General features: G+C 68.7%; 30 protein-coding genes, 1 tRNA gene and 1 riboswitch. Of the genes, 14 read left to right on the top strand and 17 right to left on the bottom strand.

Going from position 1 to position 26986, the window contains the following annotated elements; genetic code table 11:
• The first annotated feature begins 31 nt into the window (after positions 1 to 31).
• Positions 32 to 838, top strand: a complete 807-nt coding sequence (locus ABD331_RS06655; RefSeq protein ID WP_344471604.1) for a class I SAM-dependent methyltransferase — start codon at positions 32 to 34, stop codon at positions 836 to 838.
• On the opposite strand, the gene ABD331_RS06650 is transcribed toward ABD331_RS06655, so the two are convergent.
• Entirely contained in the window at positions 790 to 1356 is a 567-nt protein-coding gene (locus ABD331_RS06650) for a DUF6879 family protein (RefSeq protein WP_344471602.1), read from the bottom strand. The two genes, ABD331_RS06655 and ABD331_RS06650, sit on opposite strands and share 49 nt — an antisense overlap.
• Before the next feature lie 107 nt (positions 1357 to 1463).
• Positions 1464 to 2054 carry a helix-turn-helix domain-containing protein gene (locus ABD331_RS06645; protein ID WP_344471599.1) on the bottom strand — a complete coding sequence of 197 codons (591 nt, stop codon included), beginning with the start codon at positions 2052 to 2054 and terminating at the stop codon, positions 1464 to 1466.
• A gap of 70 nt (positions 2055 to 2124) precedes the next feature.
• Here ABD331_RS06645 and ABD331_RS06640 point away from each other — a divergent pair, with 70 nt between their 5' ends.
• Complete coding sequence (locus ABD331_RS06640; RefSeq protein WP_344471597.1) at positions 2125 to 2367, top strand: hypothetical protein; 243 nt, start codon at positions 2125 to 2127, stop codon at positions 2365 to 2367.
• Between the two features lie 162 nt (positions 2368 to 2529).
• Here ABD331_RS06640 and ABD331_RS06635 read toward each other — a convergent pair whose 3' ends face one another.
• Entirely contained in the window at positions 2530 to 4650 is a 2121-nt protein-coding gene (locus tag ABD331_RS06635; RefSeq protein WP_344471595.1) for a transglycosylase domain-containing protein, read from the bottom strand.
• 93 nt (positions 4651 to 4743) lie between these two features.
• On the opposite strand from ABD331_RS06635, the gene ABD331_RS06630 reads away from it, so the two are divergent.
• Positions 4744 to 5292 carry a hypothetical protein gene (locus ABD331_RS06630; RefSeq protein WP_344471593.1) on the top strand — a complete coding sequence of 183 codons (549 nt, stop codon included), beginning with the start codon at positions 4744 to 4746 and terminating at the stop codon, positions 5290 to 5292.
• Positions 5293 to 5827: 535 nt separating this feature from the next.
• Here the strand turns inward: ABD331_RS06630 and ABD331_RS06625 are convergent.
• From ABD331_RS06625 to ABD331_RS06600, 6 genes are all read right to left on the bottom strand, one after another.
• Complete coding sequence (locus ABD331_RS06625; RefSeq protein WP_344471591.1) at positions 5828 to 6856, bottom strand: DUF6891 domain-containing protein; 1029 nt, start codon at positions 6854 to 6856, stop codon at positions 5828 to 5830.
• A complete protein-coding gene (locus ABD331_RS06620) occupies positions 6832 to 7758 on the bottom strand; it encodes a polyphosphate polymerase domain-containing protein (protein ID WP_344471589.1) in 927 nt (308 codons plus the stop codon). The genes ABD331_RS06625 and ABD331_RS06620 overlap by 25 nt, the downstream gene beginning before the upstream one ends.
• Before the next feature lie 30 nt (positions 7759 to 7788).
• Positions 7789 to 8328, bottom strand: a complete 540-nt coding sequence (locus ABD331_RS06615) for a DUF4956 domain-containing protein (protein WP_344472486.1) — start codon at positions 8326 to 8328, stop codon at positions 7789 to 7791.
• Positions 8329 to 8416: 88 nt separating this feature from the next.
• Positions 8417 to 9079 carry a response regulator transcription factor gene (locus tag ABD331_RS06610; RefSeq protein ID WP_344471587.1) on the bottom strand — a complete coding sequence of 221 codons (663 nt, stop codon included), beginning with the start codon at positions 9077 to 9079 and terminating at the stop codon, positions 8417 to 8419.
• Positions 9076 to 10485, bottom strand: a complete 1410-nt coding sequence (locus ABD331_RS06605) for a sensor histidine kinase (protein WP_344471585.1) — start codon at positions 10483 to 10485, stop codon at positions 9076 to 9078. Before ABD331_RS06605 ends, ABD331_RS06610 begins: the two co-directional genes overlap by 4 nt.
• A 12-nt stretch (positions 10486 to 10497) precedes the next feature.
• A complete protein-coding gene (locus tag ABD331_RS06600; RefSeq protein WP_344471583.1) occupies positions 10498 to 10923 on the bottom strand; it encodes a hypothetical protein in 426 nt (141 codons plus the stop codon).
• A gap of 128 nt (positions 10924 to 11051) precedes the next feature.
• Between ABD331_RS06600 and ABD331_RS06595 the strand changes: the two genes are divergently transcribed.
• From ABD331_RS06595 to ABD331_RS06570, 6 genes are read left to right on the top strand one after another with little or no spacing between them, the layout of a single operon-like run.
• Positions 11052 to 11834, top strand: a complete 783-nt coding sequence (locus tag ABD331_RS06595; RefSeq protein WP_344471581.1) for an SDR family oxidoreductase — start codon at positions 11052 to 11054, stop codon at positions 11832 to 11834.
• A 45-nt stretch (positions 11835 to 11879) separates the two neighbouring features.
• Entirely contained in the window at positions 11880 to 12533 is a 654-nt protein-coding gene (locus tag ABD331_RS06590) for an ABC transporter permease (protein WP_344471579.1), read from the top strand.
• The gene (locus ABD331_RS06585) at positions 12526 to 13794 is read left to right on the top strand and encodes a betaine/proline/choline family ABC transporter ATP-binding protein (RefSeq protein ID WP_344471577.1); all 1269 of its coding nucleotides are present in this window, start codon (positions 12526 to 12528) and stop codon (positions 13792 to 13794) included. Before ABD331_RS06590 ends, ABD331_RS06585 begins: the two co-directional genes overlap by 8 nt.
• A complete protein-coding gene (locus tag ABD331_RS06580) occupies positions 13791 to 14567 on the top strand; it encodes an ABC transporter permease (protein WP_344471575.1) in 777 nt (258 codons plus the stop codon). Before ABD331_RS06585 ends, ABD331_RS06580 begins: the two co-directional genes overlap by 4 nt.
• A 40-nt stretch (positions 14568 to 14607) precedes the next feature.
• A complete protein-coding gene (locus tag ABD331_RS06575) occupies positions 14608 to 15573 on the top strand; it encodes a glycine betaine ABC transporter substrate-binding protein (RefSeq protein ID WP_344471573.1) in 966 nt (321 codons plus the stop codon).
• Between the two features lie 40 nt (positions 15574 to 15613).
• Positions 15614 to 16465 carry an SDR family oxidoreductase gene (locus tag ABD331_RS06570; RefSeq protein ID WP_344471571.1) on the top strand — a complete coding sequence of 284 codons (852 nt, stop codon included), beginning with the start codon at positions 15614 to 15616 and terminating at the stop codon, positions 16463 to 16465.
• Here ABD331_RS06570 and ABD331_RS06565 read toward each other — a convergent pair.
• Both ABD331_RS06565 and thiC read right to left on the bottom strand, forming a co-directional pair.
• On the bottom strand, positions 16462 to 16773 hold the full coding sequence (locus ABD331_RS06565; protein ID WP_344471569.1) for a hypothetical protein: 312 nt from the start codon (positions 16771 to 16773) through the stop codon (positions 16462 to 16464). The two genes, ABD331_RS06570 and ABD331_RS06565, sit on opposite strands and share 4 nt — an antisense overlap.
• Positions 16774 to 16910: 137 nt before the next feature.
• Entirely contained in the window at positions 16911 to 18455 is a 1545-nt protein-coding gene (gene thiC / locus ABD331_RS06560; protein WP_344471567.1) for a phosphomethylpyrimidine synthase ThiC, read from the bottom strand.
• Positions 18448 to 18560, bottom strand: a riboswitch (TPP riboswitch). Its footprint overlaps the gene before it by 8 nt.
• A gap of 90 nt (positions 18561 to 18650) precedes the next feature.
• On the opposite strand from thiC, the gene ABD331_RS06555 reads away from it, so the two are divergent.
• The 3 genes from ABD331_RS06555 (at position 18651) to ABD331_RS06545 (ending at position 20986) form a co-directional block, all read left to right on the top strand.
• Positions 18651 to 19001, top strand: coding sequence for a hypothetical protein (locus ABD331_RS06555; protein WP_344471565.1), 351 nt, complete (start codon positions 18651 to 18653; stop codon positions 18999 to 19001).
• 11 nt (positions 19002 to 19012) lie between these two features.
• A complete protein-coding gene (locus tag ABD331_RS06550) occupies positions 19013 to 19831 on the top strand; it encodes a universal stress protein (RefSeq protein ID WP_344471563.1) in 819 nt (272 codons plus the stop codon).
• 108 nt (positions 19832 to 19939) lie between these two features.
• Entirely contained in the window at positions 19940 to 20986 is a 1047-nt protein-coding gene (locus ABD331_RS06545) for a cellulose binding domain-containing protein (protein WP_344471561.1), read from the top strand.
• 295 nt (positions 20987 to 21281) lie between these two features.
• Here ABD331_RS06545 and ABD331_RS06540 read toward each other — a convergent pair whose 3' ends face one another.
• The 4 genes from ABD331_RS06540 to ABD331_RS06525 all read right to left on the bottom strand — a co-directional run bounded on the left by ABD331_RS06540 (position 21282) and on the right by ABD331_RS06525 (position 23726).
• On the bottom strand, positions 21282 to 21788 hold the full coding sequence (locus tag ABD331_RS06540; RefSeq protein WP_344471559.1) for a YbaK/prolyl-tRNA synthetase associated domain-containing protein: 507 nt from the start codon (positions 21786 to 21788) through the stop codon (positions 21282 to 21284).
• Positions 21778 to 22080: an ArsR/SmtB family transcription factor gene (locus tag ABD331_RS06535; protein ID WP_344471557.1), complete on the bottom strand. Its 303-nt coding sequence runs from the start codon at positions 22078 to 22080 to the stop codon at positions 21778 to 21780. The genes ABD331_RS06540 and ABD331_RS06535 overlap by 11 nt, the downstream gene beginning before the upstream one ends.
• A 126-nt stretch (positions 22081 to 22206) precedes the next feature.
• Positions 22207 to 22875, bottom strand: coding sequence for an AIM24 family protein (locus ABD331_RS06530; RefSeq protein WP_344471555.1), 669 nt, complete (start codon positions 22873 to 22875; stop codon positions 22207 to 22209).
• Positions 22876 to 23339: 464 nt separating this feature from the next.
• Positions 23340 to 23726, bottom strand: a complete 387-nt coding sequence (locus tag ABD331_RS06525) for a response regulator transcription factor (protein ID WP_344471553.1) — start codon at positions 23724 to 23726, stop codon at positions 23340 to 23342.
• Between the two features lie 116 nt (positions 23727 to 23842).
• Here ABD331_RS06525 and ABD331_RS06520 point away from each other — a divergent pair.
• Positions 23843 to 23914, top strand: a tRNA-Arg gene (locus ABD331_RS06520).
• A gap of 733 nt (positions 23915 to 24647) precedes the next feature.
• On the opposite strand, the gene ABD331_RS06515 is transcribed toward ABD331_RS06520, so the two are convergent.
• Positions 24648 to 25232, bottom strand: a complete 585-nt coding sequence (locus tag ABD331_RS06515) for a hypothetical protein (protein ID WP_344471551.1) — start codon at positions 25230 to 25232, stop codon at positions 24648 to 24650.
• An 18-nt stretch (positions 25233 to 25250) separates the two neighbouring features.
• Complete coding sequence (locus ABD331_RS06510; protein WP_344471548.1) at positions 25251 to 26333, bottom strand: DUF4747 family protein; 1083 nt, start codon at positions 26331 to 26333, stop codon at positions 25251 to 25253.
• A 394-nt stretch (positions 26334 to 26727) separates the two neighbouring features.
• On the opposite strand from ABD331_RS06510, the gene ABD331_RS60890 reads away from it, so the two are divergent.
• The coding region (locus tag ABD331_RS60890; protein WP_486348504.1) for a transposase at positions 26728 to 26986 on the top strand (259 nt) is incomplete at its 3' end.

The raw sequence follows: 26986 nt of genomic DNA, 5'->3' as shown, positions 1-26986 counted from the left end.
GCGTACGTGCCGGGGCGGTAGGGATGCCGTCATGAGCACCGACGGCCTCTTCGCCGGGACAGGCGCGTACTACGCCCGGTTCCGGCCCGGCTACCCGCAGGCGTTCTTCGACGACATCATCCACCGCTTCGCCCTCGACGGCACCGGCCGCCTCCTCGACCTGGGCTGCGGCACCGGCCAGCTCACCGTCCCCCTCGCCCGGCACGTCGCCGAGGCGATCGGCCTGGACCCTGAGCCGGACATGCTCGCGCAGGCCCGCACCGCCGGAGTCGGAAACGTGCGCTGGGTCCACGCCGGCGCGGAGAACCTACCGCCCGACCTCGGACGCTTCCGGCTGGTCACCATCGGCCGCGCGTTCCACTGGATGAACCGCACCCAAGTCCTGAACGCCCTGACAGGCATGGTGGAGAGCAACGGCGGCCTGGTCATCGCGAACGACGGATGCATGGCCCTGGCGAGCACCCCCTGGCAACACGCCATCGAAGACGTCCAACGCCACTACCTCGGCCCGCACCCCAGCTCAAGCCCCCAGCCCGAGCCCCACGAGGCCGTCCTGGCCCGCTCACCCTTCAACAACATCACCAAGGTGACCCACGAGTTCGAGCGCACCTGGACACCAGACCAGATCATCGGCTACCTGTACTCGACCTCACTCCCCCTGCACCGTCTCCTCGGCCCCCGCCGCCCCGCCTTCGAACGCGACCTCACCAACGCCCTCCTGGCGCTCAACCCCGAGGGCCACTTCCTCGAGCCAGTGAAGCTGCAGGTCCTGATAGCCCGCCCCGCCGTTCAGACGCTCACCCGGGGAGCAGGCAACGGCAGAATCTCCCGCTCGTAGTACGGCCGCAGCTCCTCCCCCCGCTCGAACAGCTTGTCCAGCTCCCCCTGGCACGCCGAGATCACTTCCCGATCGTCGATCCGCCGCGCCCCGCTGTGCGTGCCCGACTCGTCGTACGTCACCTCGTACATCGCCACCGTCCCGAGCACGACCAGCTCAGGCAGCCGCCGTCCGACCTCGATCTCGGCCACCTCGCCCGCGTCGAGCACCCGCACCTGCTCCTCGCTCGCGACCTTCAGCGCCAGCAGGTGCATCTCCCACTGCAGGTAGGGCGTGATCGGCTGTTCGACGATCCTGATGCGCCGCCGCCTGATGCGCTTGGCCGGGCGCTCGCGCTCCCGCACGGGCACGCACCCGTCGTTCACGAGCTTGAGCGAACGGTCCCAGTCGCCTTCCACCATCGCCACCCAGCTCGGCTCGCCCCGGAAGCTCTGGATGCGTTCGAGCTTCCAGAACACGTCATCGAGCTGGCGGAAATTCGGCCAGAAGTCGTCGAGATACTCATCCGCACTCAGCACTACGCCCGGTATCTCATGAATGCGCTCAAGCACGATCCCTGCCTATCACCATGAGGTCGCGGAGTCGAGTTTCCCCAGGTCAGCACGGGCGAGTCGTACCAATCCCATCAATTCCCCGCACGTTCCCGCGGCTTGGCCCGCACGTGCATGCGCTCCCCCTGCCGCCCGAAGAGATTGAGCACCTCCACCGGAGCATCCCCGGCCGGCCCGAACCAGTGCGGCAGCCGCGTGTCGAACTCCGCGGCCTCCCCCGGCCCCAGAACCAGATCATGATCGGCCACGACCAGCCGCACGCGCCCCGAAAGCACGTACATCCACTCATAACCCTCGTGCGTGATCGGCCGCGGCTGGTTCTGCTCGGCGGGAATGATCGACTTCCACGCCTGCAGCGGCCCCGGCTGCGTGGTCAGGGGGATCACGGTCCGGCCGTTGCGGACCACGGGCTTGCAGCGGATGCGCGGGTCGCCGACGTCCGGCGCGCCGACCAGCTCGTCGAGCGGCACCTGGTGCGCCTGCGCGATCGGCAGGAGAAGCTCCAGGCTGGGACGCCGCTGGCCCGACTCCAGCCTGGACAGCGTGCTCTTGGAGATGCCGGTAGCCTCCGACAGCGCCGACAGGCTTACCTCCCGCTGCGTACGGATGCGCCTGAGCCGCGGGCCGACCTGCGCCAGCGTCTCGGCCAGGTTCGTGGTCACCATGCCGTTCCTCGCTCTCCGGGAGACTGCCGCTGTTGCGGAAACAGCAACGGGAGTTGTCATCCTAGCCACCGTGGTCGCACCATCGGCGCTGGAGGTGATCGCTGTGAACAAGGCGATGAACAGACATGATGACGTGGTGATCGTCGGCGCGGGGACGATCAGCCTCGTTCCCGCCTTCGCCGCCGTCATGCTCGCCGCCGACGGCGGGGTCCAGGGCGTGCCGTGGCTGGGCGCGAGCCTGGCGGCGCTCACGACGGCGCCCGTCCTGCTCGACCGCGTGATGTCATACCGCCGCCCTCCCGCGACCGACTAGTCACTCGTGCAGGACGCAGAAGGCCACCTGATCACTCGCACAGGAGCAGAGGACCACCTAGACACTCGCACACAGGACGCAGGACGAGGCCGCCTACCCCGCCAATGGACGGCCGCCTACCTTGCCCGTGGTCGGCCGCCTACCTAGCCCGTAAACGGCCGCTTACCCACCCGTGGACGGCTGACCACCATCGTCGATCGTCGTGGTGCCATCGGAACCACCACCATCGTCCGGCGTCTCATCATCCCCGCCCCCGAAAGGATCATCCCCACCGGTCTCAGGACCGCCGCAGGCCGCCGGATCCCGATCGCAGTCCGGGTCCTGACCGAAGTCATCACCGGGGCTCTCGGACGGATCCTCGGTCGGCTTCGGCTCCGGCTTCTGCACCAGATCGTGCTGCTCACCACCGAACGCAGGCGCCGGGAACTCCTCCACCGGCTTGCCGTCCATCGAGATCGCCATGAAGTCACGCCAGATCTTGGTAGGCGTCCCGGCCCCCTGAATGTTCCCCAGGGACACCTCCTTCTTCAGCACGAACCCGTTCGGATCCTTACGGACCTTCTTCGTCTTCGGGTCGATCTGCGGCACTTCCTTGTACATCCCGACGGCCGTGGAGAGCTGCGGGGTGTAGCCGACGAACCAGGCTTCCTTGTTCTCGTTGTTGGTGCCGGTCTTGCCGGCGATCGGTCGCCCGCCGGGCAGCGCGGTGCCCCGGGCGGTGCCGGACTTGACCACCTGCTGCATCGCGTAGGTGGTGTCGGCGGCGGTGTCCGGGCTGATGACCGTCTTGGAGGCGGCGGCCTCCTTCATGACGGTCTTGCCTGTGTACGCCTTGACCGACAGGACCACGTGCGCGTCGTGGTGGACGCCGCCGTTGGCGAAGATGCCGTACCCGGTGGCCTGCTCGACGGGCGTGACCAGGCCGGCGCCGATGGACATGCCGTACGCGTGGTCCTCGATGGCCAGCTCCAGGTCCTTCTTGTCGATCCCGGCGCCCTCGGCGATCTTCGCGACGGCTTCCAGCCCGACCTCCTGCGCCATCGTGGCGAACGCCGTGTTCACCGACTCGGCGGTGGCCCGGTCGATCTGCACGGCCGCGCCCACGTCGTGCGAGTTGCGGATCGGCTTGGTGCCCGGCAGCGACACCGGCCCGTCGCCGGACACGTAGCTCCTGAGACTGAAGCCCCTCTCCAGCCAGGCGGCCAGCACGTACGGCTTGAAGGCCGACGCGGCCTGCTTGTTGGCGTCGAAGGCGTTGTTGGTGAAGCTCTTGAGGTAGTCGTGGCCGCTGTAGAACGCGAGCACCTGGCCGTTGCGCGGGTCCACGGCGCCCAGGTTGGCGTGGATGTTCTTGTCGTTGACGGCGGCGAGGTTACTCTCGACCGTCTTCTTCGCGGCCTGCATCAGCTTCTTGTCGAACGTCGTCGTGACGCGGTAACCCTCTTTGCGCAGTTGCTCCCTGCTGATCCCGCGCTGCTCCAGCTCCCGCTGGACGATGTCGACCATGTAGCCGTTGATGCCCTTGAGCGTCTCCTTCTTGTCGAGCCTGGCCAGCTTGGGGAACTTCGCCGTCTTGGCCAGCTCCCCGTACTTCGCCGGGTCGACGATCGCCATGCCGCGGATGGCGTAGTCGAACCGCTCCCGCGTCGGCGCGAAGTTCTTCGCGGCCTCCGCCTTGTCGAAGGCGTCGGGGCTCTGGATCCGTCCCGCCAGGTACGCGCCCTCGGCGGGCGTCAGCTTGTCCACGTCCTTGTCGAAGTACGCCTGGGCGGCGGCCTGAATGCCGTTCGCGCCGCGACCGAAGTAGATCGTGTTGAGGTAGATGGCCATGATCTCGTCCTTCGACAGCTCCTGGCCGGCGCGGATGGACACGAAGATCTCCATGATCTTCCGCTTGAGCGTCCGCTCCTGACTCAGTCCGTCGTAGTACCCTCGCGCCATCTCCTGCGTGATCGTCGAACCGCCCTGCACCTGCTCGCCGCTGACCGTGCTCCACACCGCACGCATGATGCCCGACACCGAGATGCCCGGGTCAGTGCGGAACGTACGGTTCTCCACGGCGATGAACGCGTCCTGGACGGGGCGCGGGATCTTGGAGATGGGGACGATCTCGCGCTTGGTGCCCAGCCTCGCGATCTCGGTCTTGCCGTCGCGGTAGTAGATGATGCTGCCCTGCTCGGTGGCCTCCTGCTGGGTGCCCGACGGCAGCGGCGTGTTGGCGTACGCCACCATGATCATGCCGAACAGGCCCGCGACCAGCACCGTCACCCCGACGACCACCATTTTCCAGTTCGGGATGAACCGCTTCCAACCCCCACGCCCGGAGCCCCCACGCCCAGCACTCTCATGCCCGGAGCCATCACGCCCCGCGCTCCCATGCCCCGCGCCATCACGCCCCGCGCCGTCGTCCCCCGAGCTGCCCCGCCCAGCGCCGCCCCGCCCAGCGCTCCTACGCCCAGCACCGTCACGCCCGCCCCCGTCACGCCCCGCACCGCCATGCGCCGCACCGCCATGCGCCGCACCGCCACGCCCGCCCCCGCCATGCCCCGCACCGTCACGCCCGCCACCGCCATGCGCCGCACCGCCACGCCCCGCGCCGTCACGCCCGCCACCGTCACGCCCAGCGTTTGTATGCCCCGAGCCGCCACGCCGCGAGCCGTAACGCCTCGCGCCGTCACCCGGCGAACGCCCGCCGCCGTCTCCACCACCTTCGGCGAACTCGCTCGACCCGGCCGCCCCGCCGACCCCTGGGCCACGAACTCCACCGGGCTCTCCGGAACCCTGGCCACCACGCCCGCGATCGCCGGCCCTCCGCGACCTGGAGCGTCCGCCCGGCTCACCGACCCCCTCGGCCCCGCTCCTCCGCCGCCCGGCCCGCGACTGCGCCGCCGACGCATCCTCACGGCCTCCACCACGACCCGCTGATCCAGCAGCCGCCGACCCCACACGCGGTCCGCCCGAACCCACACCCGGCGCACCCGAACCCGCCGACCCCGCACCCGGCCCACCCGAACCCGCCAGTCCGGCACCCGACGCACCTGGGCCCACCAGCCCCGCACCCGGCGCACCCGCCGATCCAGTACCAGGCGATCCAGTGCCCGGCGATCCAGTGCCCGGCGATCCAGCACGCGGCGCCCCGCCAACATCGCGAGGGTCAGGAGACGAGTCGGACGCCCCTTCCCGGGACGAGCGGCGCCGTCTCCCCGGCCGTCCCGACCCCTCGGGCCACCCCTCGCCTTCATGCCCGCGCCCGGTCGGCTCCGGCCCATACCCGCTGCTGTTACTCACAGATCCTTGGCTCACTCATCCGGCGACGTAATCCACGAGGCCATCGGCAGACGGAGGAAGCAGCACAGCGCCGTAACACCCCTCCCCTAACGGCTAGCCCATAGATAGCGGTTAGCCATAATCGTGTCAATCGCCGCACCCTACGTCCGAAACCGCGAACTCGGATCTTCCACTATGACCAGGAAACCGTCTCCAAGTCCCCCAAATCCCCCAGCCCGATCCGATCTTCCTCCGCGAAAACCGCGATCATCGCCAGCCCTTCATCGAGGGTCACGTACCGCCCGTACGAACACCCACCCGCCACATCCGGCGTCTCCGCCCAGAGCCGCATCCCATCCCGCCACATGAACTGCAGGACCTTCTCCGACGCCCCCTCGTAGCAGGCGAAGTTCCCATCACGCGGTGTGAGCCACAGCAGTAAGTCCCGGCTCTCCCGCGCGGACAGGACCACCGGCTCGTCCCGCACGGCCCAGGTAGGGTCGTAAAAGCTGACCTGCAACCCGCCCTCAGGCTCGCTCCGCCCGCCCATCTCGGGATGCTCCGCCAGCGGCCCGAAGCGCCGCCGCCGCCAGTTCATGTGCACGTGGATGCGCTGCCCGTCGTCCCCGTCCCACTCCACCCGCAGCCCCCGCCGCCGCAGCACCGCGACGATCTCCTCCCCGATGTTCCCGCCCGGCGAGTCCCCGATGTTCCCGCCCGGCAAGTCTCCGATGCTGCCGTCCGGCGAGGCGTCCCCCTCGCCTTCGAGGTCGCTGGGCCCGAACGCGAGGTAGACGCCTCCGCCCATCACCGCCCGCTCAGCGTCCTGCTCGTGGTAGAAGACGTAACCCCGCACCCCGGACAGCTCGCTGATCTCCGCCCTGATCTCCGCGAGCCCGCACGTCATGCAGCACGTGTAGTGCTCCCGGGCCAGGATGCCCGCCATCGAGAGCTCCGCCATCGCCAGGCTCAGCCGATCGCTGTCCGTCTCGGCGGGCCACCCGTCCTGGGCGGCGAGGTGCGCCGCGAACTCCTCGGCCGTGACATCCCTGATCGCCTCGTCCAGCAGGCTCTTGTCGTCGACCTCGGTCATCCAGGTCTCGGCCACGCCGCGGACCACCCGCTCGAAGTCGTGCCGCCCCGCGGCCACGGCAAGGTGGATCTGTTCCGTGATTCCGTCGCGTACGGATTCGTCGATCAACAGCCACCTGGCGACGTCCATGGCCGATCACTATGCCACCCCCCTCCGACATTCCGCCGCCGCTCGGCGGAGGAGGCGCTCCGACCGTCCGCGCCTCGATCCGAGGCCATGACGCCTGACCAGTGCCCGCGCACCCCCGACCGCCGGGGCGCCGGCCGGTGCGTGAGGTAGCGCTGCAGCACCGGGTGCCACCGGTTGGCGGGCAGATCGCGCAGGGCAGCGACCGCGAGGCAGTACTTGCTGACGCTCACCGGCCGCGCCCCCAGCCCCCGCAGCACCTTGTCGACCAGCGCCTTGCCGTCGACCGACTTCGACTCCAGCAGCACCAGGTCTCCGCGGGCCGCGGTGCTGCGCCGCCCGTCGCGGAACAGCAGCCCCGTGTCGCAGGTGAGCCGCGCCGTGCCGGAGCAGTCGATGAGGGTGACCCGCTTGTAGTCGGTCGTCAGCACCGGCTCCAGCGTCTCGGGCGCGATGAGGCGCAGCTCGCCGAGCAGCGTGTCGCGGACGAAGTCGAGCGCCTGGCTCGTGAGCGTGTGGCCCGGCACGCCGTCGTAGGGGATGCGGTGCTTGTCGGTGCTGCCGCGCGCGCCGCTGAGCTTGAGCTCCAGCCACTGGCCGCCGCCGTCGAGGTAGTTGCGCGTGCGGAGCTTGAACCTGCGCCGCCGGTCCTGGCGATGCTGGTGGTAGGTGAGCAGGCCGGGGGTGTCGAAGTAGGTGGAGCTGTAGCGGAACTGCCGCCGCCCGCCGATCTGCAGGGCGAGGAAGCGGTCGCCCAGCTCCGCCGCGAGCCGCGCCATGGTGGAGGCGGTGACGAGGTACTTGCAGTCGACCCGGCTCATCAGCTCCGGCACGTTCTCAAGCCCGACCGGCGGCGCCGCGGCGGCGACCCCCGCGAGCAGCGCGTCCGCATACGGCTCAGCCATGCACGCCGCCCTCGATCCCGCGAGGCCGCCTCACCGCACACCGACCCTGGTGTCCGGCGCCACGTAGCGGACGTCGACCACCGTCACGTCCCGTACGTAGTCCACCTGCGTGACCTCGCACTGCAGCACCCGCGCCCGCAACCGGCTCTCCAGGTCCACCCGCAGCGCCTCCGGGTCGGCGTGCACCACGTCCAGCGTCACCACCTGGTGCCTGGTGCGCCCCAGCAGGCCGGGGTGGTCGGCGACGTACATCACCGTCAGCAGCACCCCGTTCAGCAGCAGCGCCGTCAGCGGCCAGGCGGCGGCGATGCCGTTGACCAGGCCCAGCACGATCGCCACGAAGTAGTAGGCGATCTCCTGCTGGGTGATCTCGCTGGACCGCAGCCGGATGATGGACAGCACGCCGAACAGCCCGAACCCGACGGCGATGTCGACCCGCTGGACCAGCAGCAGCGACACGACCGCGAAGATGCCCACGTTGAGCGCCACGTAGGCGAACAGCAGGTCGCGCCGGTGGTGGCGCCGGTAGTAGAGGCCGTAGGCGAGCAGGACGATCGCCCCCAGGTCCATCGCCAACCCTGTGATCACAACCGCTCCTTCCGCAGTGTTCCCGATGAACAGCTTGGTGGTGGGGGGTGAAGCGGTGGTGAGCTGACGATTAGGCGACTCTCATGCGGTAGCCGGTGCCGCGTACGGTCTCGATCCGGTCGGCGCCGATCTTGCGGCGCAGGTAGCGGACGTAGACGTCCACCACGTTGGAGCCCGGGTCGAAGTCGAACCCCCAAACGTGGCTGAGCAGCTGCTCGCGTGTCAGCACCTGGTCGGGATGGCGGCAGAAGATCTCCGCCAGGGCGAACTCCCTGGTGGACAGGTCAACCGCCCGGTCGCCCACGTAGACCCGCCGCGTCCGCAGATCGAGCGACAGATCGGACACCCGCAGCACGGTCACCTCGGGCGTGCGGTCGGCGCGCAGCCGCAGCCGCACCCTGGCCAGGAGCTCCTCGAAGGCGAAGGGCTTGGCGATGTAGTCGTCGGCGCCGCCCTCCAGCCCCGCCACGGTGTCGCTCACGCTGTCACGCGCCGTCAAGATGATCACGGGGATGGTCACCATCGACTCCCGCAGCCGCCGCAGGACCGTGAACCCGTCGCTCAGCGGCAGCCCGATGTCCAGGATGAGCAGGTCGAACCCGCCCGCTCCCGCCAGGTCGTAGGCCGCCACCCCGTCGCCCACCACGGCGGTCACGAAGCCGTTGGCGCGCAGCCCCTTCTCCACGAACGAGGCGATCCTGGCCTCGTCTTCAGCGATCAATATCCGGTTCATTTCAGCCTCCACAGCTCCCACAGCGGAAGAGACATGACGAAACAGGCCCCTCCCCCTGGGGCCTCCGTCACCTTCACCGTGCCTCCGTGTGCCTGGGCGATGGACCTGACGATGGCCAGGCCGAGCCCCGCCCCGTCATGAGCCCCGGTGCGCCCGGCGCCGCGGACGAACCGTCCGAAGATCCGCTCTCGTTCGGCCGGCGCGACGCCCGGGCCGCTGTCGCGTACCCACAGCTCGACCCGCCCGTCACGCACGGCGGAGCCGACGGCGATCAGGTCGCCGTCGGCGGTGTGGCGCACCGCGTTCGCCACGAGCTGCATGAGCGCCTGCGTGAGGCGGTGGCGGTCGGCGGGCAGGCGCGCCTCGGCCACGTCGTCGACGCGCCACTGCCGGACGCCCAGCGCGCGGGCCTTGGCGACCACGCTGACCGTGAGGTCGGCCAGCTCGACGTTGTCCAGCGCGAGGAACCCCGGCTGCTCCGCCTTGGCGAGGGTGAGGAGGTCGTCGACGATGCGGTTCATCCGGTCGAGCTCGTCGGTGACCAGGGCGAGCGTCTCGGCGCGGTCGTCGGGGTCGTCGCTCATCAGCTCCAGGTGACCCCGGATGACCGTGATCGGCGTGCGCAGCTCGTGACCGGCGTCGTCCATGAAGTGGCGCTGCACGACGAAGGCCTGTTCGAGCCGGTCGAGCATGTGGTTGAACGTGGAGGCCAGCGCCGCCACGTCGTCGTCGCCGGGCACGTCGAGGCGGCGGGTCAGGTCGCTGGAGTCGCTGATCTGCTCCGCCGTCTGGCGGACGAGCCGCACCGGCGCGAGCACCTGCCCCGCCACGAACCACCCGGCCGCCCCCGCCAGCCCCATCGCCGCCAGCGCGGACAGCCCGAGCACGCCCACCGCGTCGACGATGTCGTCGCGGTTGAGGTCGTAGAAGTGCGCCACGACGAAGTGCCCGCGCCGCGCGTCTCCTGACACGCTCACCGGGATCACCGCGTAGTGGACCGTTCCCTTGCCGGTCTCCATCTCGTGGCGTTCGACGCGGGTGGCCGTGGCCATCCGGGCGACCAGCTTCTCGTCGGTGTCGAGGCGCACGGGCGGCGGGATCGCGGTGATCTTGTGCGCCTTGCCGTCGAGGATGCTGAAGAAGGTCTCCCATCGGTCGGGCGCGTTGAGCTGGAGGTAGCCGATCAGCAGATCCTCGACGTCGACCAGCGGCTGCCCCGACTTGGGCTCGTACGCCTTCTCCGCGTACAGCCGCAGCTTCTCTACCTCGTTGCCCAGCTCCAGGTCCATCCGGTGGTCGAGGCGGGTGAGCAGGGTGGACCAGGTCACGGAGACGGCGACGGTCAGGGCGATTCCGACGACGACGAGCATCCAGCCCACGATCCGGGCACGGGCGCTCAGCCGCATGCGATCTCCCTATCAGTCGTCGCCGTCATCGTCGCCACCATCATCGTCGTCATCGTCGCCGCCGCCACCTCCGGGCCGGGGAGAGGGCGGCTGCACCGGCTCCGCCTTCGCCTTGCGCGGCGTCGGCTTCTCACTCCTGACCGGCTCCCCACTCTTCGCAGCGCTCGCCTCCCCTGCTCGCGCCGGCTCCGACGCGCCCGCCTCATCCGTCCGCACGGGCCCGGACGCGCCATCATCCGTCCGTACGGGCTCGGACCCGCCCTCGTCCCCCCGCACGGCCCTGGACGCGTTCGCGCCGCTGGGCGAGGACGACGGCGAGACCACGACGGGACCGCCCAGGTCGAGCTCCTCGTCGGCCGCCCGCACCAGCCCCACCGACATGGCCCCGGCCCCCGCCGCCAGGAGGGCCAGGAGAATCACCGTTCCTCGATGTTTCATGGCTCGACCCTGACGGCCTTCGAGGAGACCACGCTGAGGCCCAGATGAGAAGCCTCTCATCTGGTGACCGGCCGAGGCGCAAAGTAGAATCATGTTCTAGGAGCGGCGGGCCAGAACGGAGAGCGCACATGCTGGTACGGGACAAGGTCGTCGTCGTCACAGGAGCCGCCGGCGGCATCGGCCGCGCTCTCGCCCTCAGATTCGCCGAAGAAGGCGCCACCGGCGTCGTCGTGGCCGACCTCGACGAGGCGGGCGCCGCCGCGGTCGCCAAGGAGATCGGCCCCCGAGCCGTCGCGAAACGCGTGGACGTCTCCTCCGAAACCGAGGTGGCCGCACTCGCCGACACCCCGTTCGGCCCCGTGGACCTGTTCTGCTCCAACGCCGGCATCATCGGCGGCCACGGCCTCGACGCCCCCGCCCAGGAGTGGAGCAGCCTGCTCGCGGTGAACGTCATGGCCCACGTGTACGCCGCCCGCGCCGTCGTCCCCTCCATGGTGGCCAGGGGCGGCGGCTACCTGCTCAACACCTGCTCGGCCGCGGGCCTGATCAGCTGCCCCGGCGACGCCCCGTACGCGGTGTCGAAGGCGGCGGCGGTCGCGTTCGCCGAGTGGGTCGCCATCCACTACGCCCACCAGGGCGTCAAGGTCAGCGTCCTGTGCCCGCAGGGCGTCAGGACGGCGATGCTGGAGCACGGCATCGACACCGACCACCTGACGGCCAAGGCGGTGCGCGCGTCCGGCGAGATCCTGGACCCTGCGGACGTGGCGGCGGCGGTCGTCGAGGGGCTGGCCGCCGAGCGTTTCCACATTTTCCCGCACCCCGAGGTCGCCGAGTACGCCCGCCGCAAGGCCGAGGACCCCGACCGCTGGCTGGCCGGCATGTCACAGTTCGTCGCCTCCCTCCAGCCCTGACGCCGGAGCGTTTGAGCACGGCTACTCTCGGTTAAGCTCTCGGGGATGAACCTGTGGGAGTACGTCGAGGATCGATGGGACCTCATCGCCTTCGAGACCGTGCAACACGCCAGCATGGTCGCCCAGTGCGTCCTGGTCGCGGCCCTCCTCGGCGTGTTCATCGGCGTGGCCACCTACCGCCGCCCCAGGCCGTCGGCCCTCGCCACGGCGGCCGCCGGAGTGCTCTTCACGATCCCGTCGCTGGCCATGCTCGGCCTGCTGATCCCCCCTCTGGGCCTGGGGGTCGCGCCGAGCGTGACGGCGATCGTCCTGTACGCGCTGCTGCCGATCATCCGCAACACCGTGGTCGGCCTGCGCGGCGTGGACCCGATGCTGGTCGACGCCGCCCGCGGCATCGGCATGAGCCGCCGCAGGTCGCTCGCCAGGGTGGAGCTGCCGCTGGCCTGGCCGGTGATCCTGACAGGCATCAGGGTCTCCACGCAGCTCGCGATGGGCATCGCCGCCGTGGCCGCCTATGTTTCAGGCCCTGGTCTGGGCGAGCAGATCTTCTCGGGCCTGGCCAGGCTGGGCGGCGCGAACGCGGTCAACGCCGCCCTGACCGGCACGATCGGGGTGGCGATCCTGGCGCTCCTGTTCGACGGCTGTTTCGTCCTGCTCGGCAGGCTCACCACGCCGGCGACGGGGGCCGTCCATGGCTGAGCGAGCCGGCGGCGGCGAGCCGATCGAGCGGGCGTCGTCCGTGACCGGGCAGGCCGGCGGCGGGCCGATCGAGCGGGCGTCATCCGTGGCAGGGCAGGCCAGCGGCGGCGTGCCGATCGAGCTGCGGAAGGTCACCAAGGCGTTCCCCGGCGGCGGCGAGCCGGCCGTACGGGAGCTGGACCTGAACATCCCGGCGGGCGAGATCGTGGTCCTGCTCGGCCCGTCCGGCTGCGGCAAGACCACCACCATGCGCATGATCAACCGCCTGATCGAGCCGACCTCGGGCGACATCCTCATCGGCGGCGAGAACTCCCGCGACATCGACCCCGACCGCCTGCGCAGGCACATCGGGTACGTCATCCAGCAGGCCGGCCTGTTCCCGCACATGACGGTGGCGGCCAACATCGCTCAGGTGCCGAAGATGCTCGGCTGGAGCCGCGCGCGCATCGCCGAGCGGGTGGACGAGCTGCTCACGCTGGTGGGCCTGGAGCCTGGAACGTTCCGCGACAACTATCCGCGCCGCCTGTCCGGCGGCCAGCAGCAGCGCGTCGGCGTGGCCAGGGCGCTGGCCGCCGACCCGCCCGTCCTGCTGATGGACGAGCCGTTCGGCGCCCTCGACCCGATCAGCCGCGAGCGCATCCAGGACGAGCTGCTGCGCCTCCAGGAGGAGCTGGCCAAGACGATCGTCTTCGTCACCCACGACGTGGACGAGGCGCTCAAGCTCGGCGACCACATCGCGATCATGCAGCGTCCCGGGCACGTCGTGCAGTACGCCAGACCCGCCGAGATCCTCACCAACCCGGCCAGCGACTACGTCGAGCAGTTCCTCGGCGGCGGCTCCTCGATGCGGCTGCTGCGCCTGACCCAGGTGGGCGACATCGAGCTGGACCAGGTGCCGTACGCGACAGAGGACATGGACGCGCGCGACCTGCTGCGCGAGGTCGAGGCCGACGGCCGCGGGTACGCGCTGATCCTCGACGGCATGCGCCGCCCGCTGACGTGGGTCGCCCAGACCGACCTGGAGGGCCGCCACGGCCCCGTCGGCACGGCCGGCGACCCGATCACCGGCTCGATCGGCCACCGCATGACCTTGCAGGACGCCCTGGAGACGCTGCTCAACGCCGACACCGACTTCCTGCCGGTGCTGGGCAGGCGCCGGGCGTACGCGGGGGCGCTGTCGCTGGCCACGGTGCAGAACGCGATCCAGGCCATCAAGGCCCGCGAGCGGGAGCGCCGCCTGCGCAGGGGCGAGCTCTCGTGACGGTCGAGAGCGCGGCGGCCAAGGAGGCGACCATCCCCGAGCCGGGGATCGGCCGGTCGTGGCACGTGATCCTGCCGCCGCTGTGCTACCTGGCCGTCGCGGTGGCGATGGTCGTCTACACGCAGGTCGTGCCGCTCGACAGCATCGAGCAGGGCTCGCTGAACCTGCCGTTCCTGCTCAGGCGCACGTGGGAGCACATCCAGCTGGTGTTCTTCTCGACCGTGCTGGTGCTGCTGGTGGCGCTGCCGCTGGGCGTGCTGCTCACCCGGCGGGCGCTGCGCCGCGCCACGCCGATCGTGTTGTCGCTGGTGAACCTGGGGCAGGCCACCCCGGCGGTGGGCATGGTGGTGCTGCTGGCGGTGCTGTTCAGCATCGGGTTCTGGACGGCGGTGGTCGCGTTGTTCGCCTACAGCCTGCTGCCCACGCTGCGCAACACGATGGTCGGCATCGAGCAGGTGGACCCGCGGCTGGTGGACGCGGGCCGGGGCATCGGCATGTCGGCGGCGGGGGTGCTGTTCAAGGTGGAGCTGCCGATGGCGGTGCCGGTGATCCTGTCGGGGGTGCGCACCACGCTGGTGCTGAACGTGGGCACGGCGGGCATCGCGGCGTTCATCGGCGCGGGTGGGCTCGGCGACCTGATCACCACGGGGGTGAGCACACAGCGGAACCTGGTCCTGATCACGGGGTGCGTGCTGATCGCGGTGCTGGCGCTGCTCATCGACTGGCTGGGCGGGCTCGCGCAGCGTTACCTCTCGCCGAAGGGGCTGTCGTGAGAATCCCCACGCAGCGTTACCTCTCGCCGAAGGAGCTGTCGTGAGGACGCTCGCGGCGACGCTGCTCGTCGCGGTCGCCATCGCGGTCGCGGCGTGCGGGCTGCGGCCCGCGTCGTCGTTCGTGCCGCCGGTCGAGCCGGGCAGCATCCGCCCGGTGCCGGGCCTCGACGGCGCGCCGATCCGGGTGACGTCGAAGGAGTTCACGGAGCAGCTCGTCCTCGGCAAGATCGCGGTGCTGGCCCTCACCGCCGCCGGCGCGGACGTGACCGACCAGACCAACGTGCAGGGCAGCGTGAACGCCCGCGCCTCGCTGACCAGGGGCGACGCCGACCTGATGTGGGAGTACACCGGCACGGCCTGGATCACCTACCTGGGCCAGACCGACCCGATCCCGGACGCGCAGGGGCAGTACGTGGCCGTCCGCGACCTGGACCTGCGCAGGAACGGCATCGTCTGGCTGCCGCCCGCCCCGCTGAACAACAGCTACTCGCTCGCCGTCACCCGCGCCACGGCCGAGAGGTACGGCCTGACGAAGATCTCCGACGTGACGAGGATCCCGGTGGCGCAGCGCACGTTCTGCGTCGACCACGAGACCTTCGGCAGGGACGACGGCTTCCTCGGCATGCTGCGGGGCTACGGCCTGACCTACGGCGAGGATGTCCCGAGGGGGAACGTCCGCAGGGTGGCGGTCGGCATCCTGTACAGCGCGATCTCCAGCGGCCAGTGCGCGCTGGCCCTGACCAGCACGACCGACGGCCGGATCAGGGCGCTCGGCCTGGTCCTGCTGGACGACGACAGGCACTTCTTCCCGCAGTACAACGCGGCGGTGACGATGCGCCGCCCGGTCGCCGACGCGCACCCGGAGATCGCCCGCATCTTCGCGCCGATCAGCGCCAAGCTGACCAACCAGGTGATGCAGGACCTCAACGCCCAGGTGGACGTGGACGGCGACGTGCCCGTGCTGGTGGCCCGCGACTGGCTCAGGTCACACGGTTTCGTGCGGTAGCTGGCGTTAGCCATACCCGAACAGGGGCAGGCCGCTGGACATGGCGCAGACACCACCACCCCAGAACCAGCCCTACCCCGGCCGTACCGGCGAGATGGCGCCGGAGCCGCGCGACGAGATGCGCGACTACGTCGGCCGCGACCTGCTCAGCGGCAAGAAGGCGCTGATCACGGGCGGTGATTCCGGCATCGGGCGGGCGGTCGCGGTGGCGTTCGCCAAGGAGGGCGCGGACGTCGCGATCGCGTACCTCACGGAGCACGAGGACGCCGCGCACACCCGCAAGCTGGTCGAGGAGACCGGCCGGCGCTGCGTGCTGCTGCCCGGCGACCTGGCCGACCGCGCCCACTGCTCCGCCGTCGTCGAGCAGACGGTGTCCGAGCTGGGCGGGCTGGACGTGCTGGTGAACAACGTGGCCTACCAGGCGCCGGTGAGCGGCCTTGAGGAGCTGGACGACGAGCAGTGGGAGCACACGTTCGCCGTCAACATCCACAGCTACTACCGCGTCACGAAGGCCGCGCTCCCGCATCTGCGCGAGGGCGCGGCCATCGTGAACACCTCGTCGATCAACGGCCTGCGCGGCAACAAGTCGCTCATCGACTACGCCGCCACCAAGGGCGCGATCAACGCCTTCACCTACTCCATGGCGCAGAACCTGGTGGAGCGCGGTATCAGGGTCAACGCCGTCGCCCCAGGGCCGGTGTGGACGCCGCTGATCCCGGCCACCATGCCGCAGGAGAAGGTGGAGAGCTTCGGCAAGCAGGTGCCGATGGGGCGGGCGGCCGATCCGGACGAGATCGCCCCTTCGTACGTGTTCTTCGCCTCGAACCGGCTGTCGTCGTACTACACGGGCGAGGTCCTGGCCCCGATCGGCGGCGAGACGCTGCCGGGTTAGGCCCGGCCCGAGTCCTTGATGGACACGATCGAGGCGGTCTGGAACTTCTTGTGCCCCTTGCCGCCGCCGCCGACGGTGGCCGTGTACGTCTTGTAGGTCCAGCTCAGGCTGTACTTGATGGTGATCTTGTGCTTGGTCCTGCAGCGGTTGTGCCAGTACACGGTCACCGAGGTGTTCCCGTCACCCCAGGACCAGGCGAAGCACCCGGCCACCCCCCGGTGCACGTCCGCGGAGGCCGGGGTGGCGGCGAGCCCTGCGACGACGACGGACGCCGCGGCGACGGCCGCCACACGAGTGCTGATCGACACGAGAGATCCTCTCTTCCTGTGGTCGTGGGAGACCCGGCGCCCCTGCCGCGCCGGGCTCACTGTCACGTTGCCACCGCAAGAGCGGGAAACCACGTCATCTATGTCCAGACCTGCGGCTTTGGACATTGGACAATGCGTCACTCCACGTAGAGCGTGCCCCCGAGCCGCCGGAACTCGGCCGCCTTCTCCGCGTACCCGGCGTCCCTGATCTCGTGGCTGATCCGCATCGAGCAGAACTTCGGGCCGCACATCGAGCAGAAGTGCGCGGTCTTGGCGGGCGCGGCCGGCAGCGTCTCGTCGTGGAACGTGCGGGCCGTCCCGGGGTCCAGCGACAGGTCGAACTGGTCCTCCCAGCGGAACTCGAAGCGCGCGTCGGACAGCGCGTCGTCCCACGCCTGCGCCTGCGGATGGCCCTTGGCCAGGTCGGCGGCGTGCGCGGCGATCTTGTACGTGATCACGCCGGTCTTGACGTCGTCCCTGTCGGGCAGGCCGAGGTGCTCCTTGGGGGTGACGTAGCAGAGCATCGCCGTGCCGAACCAGCCGATCATGGCGGCCCCGATGCCCGAGGTGATGTGATCGTAGCCGGGCGCGATGTCCGTCACGAGCGGGCCGAGCGTGTAGAAGGGGGCGTCGTCGCAGAGCTCGCGCTGCAGGTCGACGTTCTCCTTGATCTTGTGCATCGGGACGTGTCCCGGCCCTTCGATCATCACCTGGACGTCGTGCTGCCTGGCGATCCCCGTCAGCTCGCCCAGCGTGCGCAGCTCGGCGAACTGGGCCTCGTCGTTGGCGTCCGCGATCGAGCCGGGGCGCAGGCCGTCGCCGAGCGAGTACGACACGTCGTAGCGGGCCAGGATCTCGCACATCTCGGCGAAGTTCTCGTACAGGAAGCTCTCGCGGTGGTGCGCCAGGCACCAGGCGGCCATGATCGAGCCGCCGCGCGAGACGATCCCCGTCTTGCGCCCCGCGGTGAGCGGCACGTGCGCCAGCCGCACTCCCGCGTGCACCGTCACGTAGTCGACGCCCTGCTCGCACTGCTCGATCAGCGTGTCGCGGTAGACCTCCCACGACAGCAGCTCCGGCCGGCCCTTGACCTTCTCCAGCGCCTGGTAGATGGGCACGGTGCCGACCGGGACCGGCGAGTTGCGCAGGATCCACTCGCGGGTCTCGTGGATGTCGGCGCCGGTGGACAGGTCCATGATCGTGTCGGCGCCCCAGCGGGTCGCCCAGGTCATCTTCTCGACCTCCTCCTCGATGGAGGAGGTGACGGCGGAGTTGCCGAGGTTGGCGTTGATCTTCACCAGGAACGCGCGGCCGATGATCATCGGCTCGGTCTCGGGGTGGTTGACGTTCGCGGGGATGATGGCCCGGCCCGCCGCGACCTCCTGACGTACGAACTCGGGGGTGACGCCCTCGCGCACCGCCACGAACTCCATCTCCCTGGTCACCAGCCCGCGCCGGGCGCACCCGACCTGCGTGACCGGGTGCCCCTGCTCCGCGCGCTCGCGGATCCACCGCTCGCGCCGGTGCGGCAGCCCGCGCCGCAGGTCAGGCGCGTAGGCGGGGTCGGTGTACGGGCCCGAAGTGTCGTACAGCGTCACCGACGAGCCGTTGGACAGGTGCACCTGACGCATCGGCACCCGCAGCTCACCGCTGTAAACCTTGGAAAAACGCGCGCTCGACATCGCGCAAACTCCCTTCGCCGGCATTATCCGGAGCAGGTTCTGGCGGTCGGCGGCTGTCAGCCGTCCTCTCAGCCCGGTCTCCACCGGGCTCCCGCGTTGGTCGGCGGTGATCGTACCCACGCGCCGCCCCGCCCGAAACCCGCGCGGGGAGGTTTGGCGATCGCCGTGAGCGGTACGGTCCCCATCAGGGGAAACATGAAGAGATTCGCCGCTGTCGCAGGACTACTTGTCGTGCTGGCCGCGTCCGGCGCCACCGCCGCCGCCGGGGACGGCATGAGTCAGCACGAAGTCAGCCAGGAACAGTACGACACTCTGATCGCCCAGTGCCGCTACGCCGACACGGGGAAGGCGAAGTGCCGCGCGGCCGTCAAGCGCATGTACCGCATCGGCCGGATCGACCCGGCGCTCGACTGCCGCACGTACTCCGGCGTCACCGTCTGCGGCACGCTGCGGCTCAGCAAGTCCGAGCGCAGGTGTGCCCGCGACTCCGAGGCGCAGGGGGTGCCGTTCCGCCGCGCCGAGGTCGAGTGTTACGCGCTGTCATGATCGTCGTAGGGGTGGATGGCTCCCGTACCGGGCTGGAGGCCGCCGGCTGGGCCGCCGCCGAGGCCGAGCTGCGGCAGGAGCCGCTGACCGTGGCGCACGCCGTGCCGAAGTGGGTGTGCGAGGGCGCCGTCCGCTACGCCGAGGTGGCCCAGTGGATGCGCGACGGCGCCGAGACCGTGCTCAACGCCGCCTGCGAACGCGCGCGACACGTGTGGCCAAAGGTGTCGCTGGAAGGCGTGCTGCTCCCCGGCGACCCGCGCTCCGCGCTGGTCAAGGCCTCTGAGGGGGCCGAGCTGCTGGTCGTCGGCAGCCGCGGCATCGGCGGGGTGCGGGGCCTGCTGGTCGGCTCCGTCGCGTACGGGGTCGCGGCGCACGCGCGTACGGACGTCGTCCTCATCCACGAGCCGCCCGCCTCCCCGCGCGGCGAGGTCGTGGCAGGGACGGACGGCTCGCCCGGCGCCGCCGACGCGCTCGAGTTCGCCTTCACCGAGGCCGAGCTGCGCGGCGCCAGGCTGCGTGCCGTGCGGGCCTGGGCCTGGCCGCACGCCGGCGGCTTCGAGCCCGCCTCCCGCGAGAGCGAGCAGGACACCCTGCGCACCCTGAAGGAGTCGCTCAACGGGCACCGGGAGCGGCACCCCACCGTGCACGTCGTGGCCGAGGTCGTGCACGGGCACCCCGTCGAGGTGCTCAAGGAGGCCGCCCGGCGCGCCGACCTGCTCGTCGTGGGCTCGCGCGGCCACGGACAGCTCGCGGGCATGCTCATCGGCTCGATCAGCCAGGCCCTCCTGCACCACGCCCCCTGCCCGCTGGCGGTGGTCCGCGGCGGCTGAAACTTACATCCGTCCTCCCAGGTCAGAGCCTCGCCATGATCGTCACGCTTTCCCGCTCCGAGCGGCCGCTCCTACGATCTGCGCAGGCCTACGACGGGAGAGCACACGATGCGCAGCAAGACCGGCTCCGTGCTGGCCGCGCTGGTGGCGCTGGCCGCGGCGGTGTTATTCGCCACCACGGCCACGGCCAGCGCCGCCCCGATCAGGATCATGCCCCTCGGCGACTCGATCACCGGATCCCCCGGCTGCTGGCGGGCCCTGCTGTGGAACCGCCTCCAGAGCGCCGGCCAGACCAACATCGACTTCGTCGGCACCCTCCCGCCGCAGGGCTGCGGGGTCGCCCACGACGGCGACAACGAAGGACACGGCGGCTACCTCGCCACCAACATCGCCAACCAGAACCTGCTGCCCGGCTGGCTCTCCGCCACCCAGCCCGACATCGTGATCATGCACCTCGGCACCAACGACGTGTGGAGCAACATCGCGCCGGCGACGATCCTCAGCGCGTTCACCACGCTGGTCAACCAGATGCGGGCCAGCAAGCCGACCATGAAGATCCTCGTCGCCAAGATCATTCCGATGAATCCGTCGAGCTGTGCCGAATGTGCTCAGCGCACCGTGAACTTCAACAACGCCATCCCCGCCTGGGCCGCCGCCACCTCCACCGCGCAGTCGCCCGTCACCGTCGTGGACCAGTGGACCGGCTTCAGCACCAGCACCGACACCTATGACGGCGTGCACCCGAACGCCGCCGGCGACCAGAAGATGTCCGACAAGTGGTACCCAGCGGTCGTCGATGCGCTGGCCGGTGGTGGCACTGCTACGCCGACCGTCACCTCTACCGTCACGCCGCCTCCTGGGGGGTGCACGGCTACGTACAAGATGACTGGGCAGTGGCAGGGAGGGTTCCAGGGGGAGGTCACCGTTCAGAACACCGGGAGTGTGTCTCGGTCGGCTTGGGTGGTGGGTTGGACTTTCGCCAACGGGCAGCAGGTTACGCAGCTTTGGGGTGGCACGCTCAGTGCCAGCGGGGCTGCTGTGACTGTGCGCAACGCTTCGTGGAACGGGGTGCTTGCGCCTGGGGCCTCCACCACGTTCGGGTTCCTGGGGTCTTGGAACGGCGTCAACACCGCTCCTACGCCCACTTGCTCGTGAGCCCTTGGCCCCGTCGGTCGCGGCGGGGCCTCGGTTTCCTTACTCGCTTGGTTCCTTGCTCGCCGGCGGCGGGAGCGCATCGACGCGCCGCCCAAGTGCCACCGGGGGTGGACGCGGTGATGAGCGCTCACCTCGTCTTCCCCAAGCTCGCCCCCTCGGGCGACCCGGCGACGCCGTCCAAGCCCATCCCGACCGGCCTGCTCAGGGCGTGATGCTGCTCATGCCGAACGGCGTATGGCGCGGTGCTGGCAGCGCGCCCCCGGGGGGACCTCGGTTCGCTCGCTCGTGACGCGGCCTAGTTGCTGCTGCTGCTCGTGATGGGCGCCAGGCGGGGCGCCGCCAGCTTCACGTAGTCGTCGGTGGCGAGCGCCACGGAACGGTCGAGCCTGCCCGCATTGAAGTACAGCTCAGGCTGCTCCAGCAGGGACGGATCCGCCACCAGCTCAAGCCGGGGATCGTAGCTGAACGGCAGCACCGTCCCGCTCACGCTGCCCGCCAGTTCCTCGGCCTTCTCCGTACTGGCGAAGGCCACGTACGTGCCGTCGAGCAGCGCCTTGACCGCCTGCAGATCGAGCCGCGCGTCACCGGGAACGACGGCCAGCACGTGCCGCGTCTGCTTCTTACCGATCTTGACCATCACGATCAGGCACTTGGCGGCCTGCGACACGTCGTTCCCGCGCAACGCGCTGACCAGCTCCGTCCGGCCTTCGGGGGCGTGGTCGATCACCCGGTAGCGCGCTCCCGCGGCGTCCATGTCGGCGATCAGGCGCTCGTAGGCGGCGTACGGCTCCTCACCAGTCACTGCTCAACAACTCCTTCGCGGCGGCGATCCGGTCCTCGTCGCGCTGGTAGAACACCCACTGCTTGATCTTGGTGCCGCGGATCAGGCCCGCCTTGGCGAGCACCTTGAGATGCTCGCCGCAGGTCGGCTGGCTCACGTTCAGCTTCTCGGCGATGAAGAGCGAGCAGACGCCGTCACGTACGAGGTCGCCGTCGCGTTGCGGCGGGAAGTGGCGCTCAGGATCACGCAGCCACTGCAGGATCAGCAGCCTCTTGTCATTGGCCAGCGCCTTGACCAGGTCGACGTCCAGCACATAGGCATTATGGCAATTAGCTAATTACCTGTCTACTTCCATTTGATCACCTGAACGCCCAACTCCCTCGCCGCCCTCTGACCAGCGAGACTCCCGCACCACAGGAGCACCCTCGGCGCCCTCTGATCAGCGGGCGGCCTGCACCACGGGAGCACCCTCACTGGCCTGCACCAGCACGAACCCCTGCCCCCTGAACGCCAACTGCATGGCCTCCCCACTCCCCCGCCCGATCAACGCCCCCACCTTCATCGTCCGGTTGACCCCCACCTGCAACCCCGAACTCCAGCACACAGCCGACTGCCCGTCGGCGAACGTCGGCATCCGCGCCGCATCCAGCAGCACCGGCGTGCCATGCGTGGTCACCGCCACCCACCCGGTGCCCGTCACCGTGGTGTTGAACAGCCCGCCCGCCGCCACCCCGGCCCCCTGCACCCGATTGATGTCCCAGCCGAGCTGCGGCTGAAAGGCCAGCAGATTGCGCCCGTTGACCGTGATCCCCTCGTTCTCCAGATAGAACAGGTGGATGTCGTCGGCGTTGTCCGCCAGGTAGAGCAGGCCCTCCCCGCGCACCCGCATCAACGAGGCACCCTCACCCGTCATGGCCTTCTTGAACATCTTCCCGAGGCCGCCCGAGCCCTCGTAGTCGAAGTCCATCTGCCCCTGGAAGGCGACCATGGAGCCCTGCTTCGCCAGCACCTCGTGGGGAAGCTGAACGCGCAACATCTTGCCGTTCTCCAGGGCGAACCCCGGAGGCAACTGCTGCGGGTCGAGATTCCGAAATATCGAGCTACGCACTTTTCGTACCCTTCCTGACCGTTCCTGGCTCCCGTCACCGGCCGCCCACCCTGCATCCAATGAACGTCCCGAGCCACCGCCCCCACCTCGTCGAGCAGCGTCACGCCGCCCTGCGTCGGGAGCGATATGAGCCAATCCAACCAGGTTGTCCACCAACCCCGCCAGAAACCCGATCAGCCTGCGCAGCCGTACGAACTCCTCCAGCCGACACCCCACCGCCAGCCAACACCCCCACCAGCCAGCGCCCCCACCACCAGCCAGCGCCCTCGCCTCAAGCCGGCACCCTCACCTCAACCCAGCGGAAACTCCCGCTCCGCCTCCCCAATCCCGGGACCGAACCAAACCCCTCGCCCCAGACCGCCGGAGAAAACCAGCAAGGGGACGACCAGAAGCCGCGAGCCCAGCCCGCACCCCTGGCCGCCCCCTTGAGCCGCCCTTCAGCTAACCCGCCGCCCGCTCAGCGCTCAACCCCGCGCCCCAGCGGCCAGATCCCGCACGACCTGAATCAACTCCGCCGGATCGAACGGCTTGGTGAGATACGCATCCACCCCGATCCCCCACCCTCGGATCTTGTCGTCGTCCTGCGCCCTGGCCGTGATCAGCACGACCTTGATATGGCTGGTGTCCTCCTCCGCCCGCAATCGCTGCGCGGTCGTCCACCCGTCCAGGAACGGCATCATCACGTCAAGCGTGATGACATCGGGCATGACGTCGCGCACGCGCTCGAGACAATCCCGCCCATCTGTGGCGGTCACGACCTCGAACCCTTCCAGGTTCAGGTTGACCGCGATGAGCTGCCGGATGACCTCGTCATCGTCTACGACCAGTACTTTCCCAAGAACCTCGCCCACGGGCGCAAAGTTAACGTGTAGCGGGCTGGTCACGCCGGGTTTTCGCTGGAAGTGTTCGCGAGGCTTTATCTGGTGCCGAGTGGTGGTCGGGAGCTGATAGCCTTATCACTCGTTGAGCCCCCTTAGCTCAGGGGATAGAGCACCGGCCTCCGGAGCCGGGTGCGTAGGTTCGAATCCTACAGGGGGCACTCGATCTTGATCAGCGGTTTCGGCCGCTGACCAGGGCGAACATCGTAGGTACGGGCGGGCCTCCAGTCTCACGGAGTCCCGCCCGTTCTCGTTGACGCTCGCTGGCTGTGGACCAGTTGTGGACCATGATCGCCTTGTCGCCGTGGGCTAGGCGCCCTGATCGTCAGGTCCCCAGCCCTCTGGTGCGGCTGTGGTGCCGGACACCCCGCACTTGCAGAAAAACTCCATGCCCGCCTCGATTGTGGACCGATGCATACCCGCCGGGTACAGCCCCTGAGCGCTGCGGATCTCACGCTGCCTGACGCTCGGCGGGATGTACCTCGTCCAGATCATCTGATCATCCCGCAGGCACCCCGTGCACTTCGGTTTCACGCTCCGACTCATGAGTGGGTCCCCTTCCTATCGCAGTAGCCAGGGGCCAGGAGAGCACAGAAAGTTGCTTGCGTCACCTCCTAGCGAACGCCTGCTCACCGAACGGCCAGGCAACGCGACAAGTCCTCGGATCATGCCGTGCATGCCTCATCCGCCGATGGGCTGAAGCAGCCCGACCCATCGGCGCGTGAATCGTCGGCCGTGGCCGTCATGTCGTCATGTTCCATTCCGCGCCGATGCCCGCCAGCCGGTTCACCGAACTTCAGCATCTCCCTGATCCGCTGCTCCAGAATCGCCTTCAGCGTGCGTCGCCGATCCCACCTCAGGTACCGCTGCGCGCCTTCGGGAGACGACGGATCTTCACGCGCCTTTGCGATCCCGACCGAGCCCAACCCGGGCTTCCCGGAGAGTATGGAGGAGCTTCGCTCGCTGCTCAAGGTGGAATGCACTCAGGCCTGCCAGCTGAGCCGCGCCGATCAAGCCGTAAACGCCCAGAGCGGTCGGCGCGCCGAACACAACCCCCCGAACGAGATGCCAGCCCAACTCGGAGACCTGGGGAATCGCCGGCCATGCGAGACCCGCGAACAGCGCAAGCAGAACACCGATGGCGCATGCCCATATGACGATTTTGTATGGCCTCGATACAGCGCGGACACCACCCTGAGCACGCTCCAGGACGAGCACATACTCCGGGCTCATCAGACTGATAAGGATAGTGTGCGCAGCAATGACGATTCCGGCCAACGTACCCAAGAGCGCTGCGGCTCCGAAGAGGAACGTCGAAGCCTGTGCAGCAACGGCCTTGCTGAGCGAAACGAGCAAGCCACCTGCGACACCAGCGGGAAGCGCAATTATGAAATCCGCAGACAACAGTATGCTTCCAACTTTTCCGAAGCGCGCCGGCCTGGGCGTTCGTAGCGAAACACGCATCTTGGCGTCGCTCATCATAACTCCAGCCTAAGGTCACACGGGTTCCTCGCCGACTTCCACGGATTCAACCTCCTCGAACAACTCCTCAAAGGTTGCTTCACCTGTGTCAGGATCAATATTGATCCCGGTGATCAAGGTCTCTCCGTGCAACTGACTCTCCCATACGGTCTCCACAGCAAGATCGCCAGCGCCGCGAGTGCCCGCTGCAGACGCCTGACCATACCCGCGAGCCACATGATCCAACAGCTGTTGAGCAAGATCTGTATCTGTCTCAATCCCATCCTCCGACCGAAGCTCCAATGTCGCAGAGGATAGTCGCATCTGCTCTATCAGGCGCTCGACATCGGGACGTCCCTCATAATTGGGGTTTGGGCGTTCAAGGCGAATATGCAGCCGAGTTACTCTAGCCACCGATCTTCGCCATTCAGGAAAAGACCGATTTCGAGAGATAGTTTCGATGTCCCAATTTTGATCCATTTGCTCGCGCAGTATCGACTTGAGAGCTCCGATGAATGACGTTACTCTGATGACGGGAGAGCGAACCTGGAACACCATTGCAAAATCAGATAAGCGGATCACAAAGGGTGACGCTACGCCACCGGCAAGCCGTGTTGGAATAAAGTCCAACTCCTCTTCACTCCAGTTATCCGCTCCCACTTCCGTGTCACACCCGAGGCGACCACGCAAGAATCCATCCGTCACCTCGATTCCACCCAGCCGCCACATCCGCCTATACCAGGTAGTTCGCGTCCCCGATTGCATAGCGCGCTCCAGTCGTTCGGCGGGAGTATCGAACAGACTTGGTTGAGCAGGCGCGACGATATGAGCACGAGCAACTCTCCCGCTTGCGGACCTAGGAGGCACTCTCGGATAGTAGATCAGATAACGACGAATGTCCCGCCCTGCGGCGGCAGCTTGTCTCTTCCGTTTTCGATATCCTGCTTCGTGATCAACGAGCAGCCCCTGTAGGCAAGGGCGGAGCAGCAGCGACACATCAAGCCCTCCAGCACCATCAACCCCACCTGCATCAAATTGCTGAGCGCCGTGATCAATGAGCAAGTCAGTCTCCAGCCTTTCGACTTCCACTTCGTGGATCGCGCACGGAATGCAATCCATCACCTTCGAACCGTTCGGACTGCCTGCGATGTGACGCTACAGGCAAGGCCCGACAGTTGTCAGTGATCGTTCTGCAAGGTGATACGCCGTATGTACGCGCAAGGTCTGCTTCAGAGGCCAGCATGCCGCCGGCGGGCGGATCTCCTTCACGGATGCGGCGGCGGATGTCCTCGGCTATCCGTACGTAGGTGGGGCTATCCGTCGCCTTGCTCATCGCGCTCCCTCGCCGAGGCACATCGTCTCTAGGGTAGGGCGGATAGGTCAGAAGCTGCGGAGCATCGCGGCTCCACGCCTCTCCTAGGTGACTGGTGTTTTTTGATCTCTCTCGCGCTGGTCTGTCCTCTTGTGCCAGGGTGATCGGTGTTGGTCACCGGGCGTGGGGAGAGATCAAGCGATGGCAGTGGGCCAGACTCCGATGCAGCCGGGGTTGCTGTCCTCCACGGTGAGTTTCGTCGAAGGGCGCATCGCGCCGAACTCGATCTACGCGGTGCTGCACCGTGAATGCCGGAACCTGTTCCCGGATGAGATGTTCGCCGACCTGTTCGCCGAGGACGGCCGCAGGTCGGTGCCGCCGATGATCGTGGCGGTGGTGATGGTGCTGCAACGTCTGGAGGGGTTGTCGGATCGGGAGGCGGTGGATCGGTTCGCCTTCG

This window comes from Nonomuraea monospora, from assembly GCF_039531895.1.
Classification (GTDB): domain Bacteria; phylum Actinomycetota; class Actinomycetes; order Streptosporangiales; family Streptosporangiaceae; genus Nonomuraea; species Nonomuraea monospora.
The sequence above is the reverse complement of the archived record's forward strand: the minus strand, read 5'-3'. Positions and strand labels throughout refer to the sequence as shown.